This is a genomic window from Bifidobacterium sp., assembly GCF_050874245.1.
Lineage (GTDB): Bacteria > Actinomycetota > Actinomycetes > Actinomycetales > Bifidobacteriaceae > Bifidobacterium.
In genome coordinates this window covers 1-2036 of sequence record NZ_JBNMKH010000160.1, presented here as the reverse complement: position 1 = coordinate 2036, position 2036 = coordinate 1, and the positions used below count along the sequence as shown (strand labels likewise).

Annotated in this window: 2 protein-coding genes; both read right to left on the bottom strand. The window is 60.8% G+C overall.

Annotation, left to right across the window (positions count from 1 at the left end; translation table 11 throughout):
* Positions 1 to 145: 145 nt before the first annotated feature.
* On the bottom strand, positions 146 to 1330 hold the full coding sequence (locus ACR0P8_RS09485) for an IS256 family transposase (RefSeq protein WP_432624819.1): 1185 nt from the start codon (positions 1328 to 1330) through the stop codon (positions 146 to 148).
* A gap of 308 nt (positions 1331 to 1638) precedes the next feature.
* Positions 1639 to 1962, bottom strand: coding sequence for a winged helix-turn-helix transcriptional regulator (locus tag ACR0P8_RS09480; protein ID WP_432624820.1), 324 nt, complete (start codon positions 1960 to 1962; stop codon positions 1639 to 1641).
* Between the last annotated feature and the right edge of the window lie 74 nt (positions 1963 to 2036).

Below are 2036 nucleotides of genomic sequence, written 5' to 3'. Positions count from 1 at the left end.
GAAGAGAGCGCGGGCTGTGCTGGGAGCAAATCCCAGTTAAGGAATAGCCCAGTAATCTTCCATTACTTTTCTTTTAACTGTCCTAAAGCCGGGTAGTGCCCGAAAAGTTGCGCACTTTGGATCATGGCCGTCCATGGCGCGATGATCAGTTCGCTTCCACGAGGTTGTCATCGAGCCGGGACATGTCCAGGTAGCGGCGGTTCGACCATTCGTTCGCGGTGACGTACCGGATGCGCGCGCATACGAGCATCAACGCGCTGTCGCCGTCGGGGAAGCTGCCCACGACGCGCGTGCGCCGTCGGATCTCCCTGTTCAGCCGTTCGATCATGTTGTTGGTGCGGATCCGCCTGCGGTGCTCCGCGGGGAACTCGTCCAGCAGATAGGTCGTCGTCTCGCCGACGCCCTCGCGCAGGCAGTTCGCGGCGGCCTTCAGCCTCCTGGATTCCATCTCCGCGGCGACCTGTCCGGCCTTGGCGAGGGCGGATTCCCGGGACTCCATGGCGAACACGGCCTTCAGGGCCGCCGACGCCCATTCGCGGTGGCTTGGCGGCGTCTTGGAGAGCACGTTGCGCATGAAATGCACCATGCACCGCTGGTACTTCGCCTTGGGCAGCATCGAGCCCACCGTGGCGACCAGTCCGGCGCACCGGTCGCCGACCACCAGGCGCACGCCCTTCAGACCGCGTTCGATCATGCCCCTGACGAACTGCTCCCAGCTGGCGGAATCCTCCTTCATGCCCTCGGCGACGCCGATGACCTCGCGGTGGCCGTCCCCGCCGATCCCGATGGCGACGAGGACGCTGACGTTCTCGACCGCGCCGCCCCAGGAGCGCTTGTGCCACACGCCGTCCATGAACACGTACGGGTATTCGCCCGACAACGGCCTCGTGCGCCACGCGTCGATCTCGTCGTACACCTTCTTGAGCTTGTCGCTCAACGTCTGGGACGGCATGCGGTCGCCCCACAGCAGTTGGCTGATGTCGTCGACCTGCCTGGTGGAGACGCCCGCCAGGTACATGTCGATGAGGGCCTCCTCGACGCTTTCCTCGCGCCGCCGGTAGCGTTCGATCACGGCGGACTCGAAGACCGCGCCCTTCAGTTTCGGCACCTTGAGCTCGAGCCTGCCGGCCTTGGCGGTGAGTTTGCGTTCGTAGTGGCCGGCGCGGTACGCCTTCCGCTCCCCGGTACGCTCGTATCTGGCGGCGTTGGCGATCTCGTCGGCCTCCGCATCGAGCATCGCGTTGAGGATCTGCGTCATCTTCTCGGTGATCAGCCGGTCGAGCTTGGTCTCGAGCAGGTTCTGGTCGATCTGTATGATGTTCTCGGGCATGGTTCCGTCTCCTGGCTTCCAATCGCGGTTTTTTGTTTTGGCGAATGAAAATCGTACACAGGACGCGGGCCATGCCCTCCTGCGTCAGGGCCGGAATCCGAAAGTGCGCAAGATTTCGGACGTTATCTACATCGAGGGCGTAGAACATAAATACAGACATCTGATAGCTGCTTGCTCGCATGTCGGTTTCCCTTTTTCTGAAAGCGTTGCGTGGATTGTCGCGAAGGTTCCTGTTCAACCCCATAGACCCGCCACGCATGTCATTTTCACCAGAATCGGACACTCGTGTCACACTCGTACCGCGCACGTTAGGCGGAACGTTCGGCTTTGTACCAGGTGCCCCAATCCTTCATCGCCTCGATGATCGGGCGTAGGCTTTCGCCGGTTTCGGTCAGCGAATACTCCACGCGCGGCGGTACCTCCGGATACACCTCGCGATGCACCAGACCGTCACGCTCCATCTGCCTCAGATTCGCCGTCAGCACTTTCTGGGAGATGTTCCCCACCGACCTGCGCAGCTCGCTGAACCGCATCGTGCCGTTCAGCAGATCGCGCAGAATCAGCACCTTCCACTTGTCCGAAATCATCAACAGTGTCGTTTCCACAGGACACGCCGGAAGCTCACGTTCCATCGTCATAATTCGCCTTCTTTGAACATCAATGATTCCAATAAAAGTTCCCTTGTGGTGACTATGGAACTTTATTG

Coding starts and splice junctions, on each gene's coding strand:
- ACR0P8_RS09485 (WP_432624819.1), bottom strand. CDS start 1,330: ATGCCCGAGAACATCATACAGATCGACCAGAACCTGCTCGAGACCAAG.
- ACR0P8_RS09480 (WP_432624820.1), bottom strand. CDS start 1,962: ATGGAACGTGAGCTTCCGGCGTGTCCTGTGGAAACGACACTGTTGATG.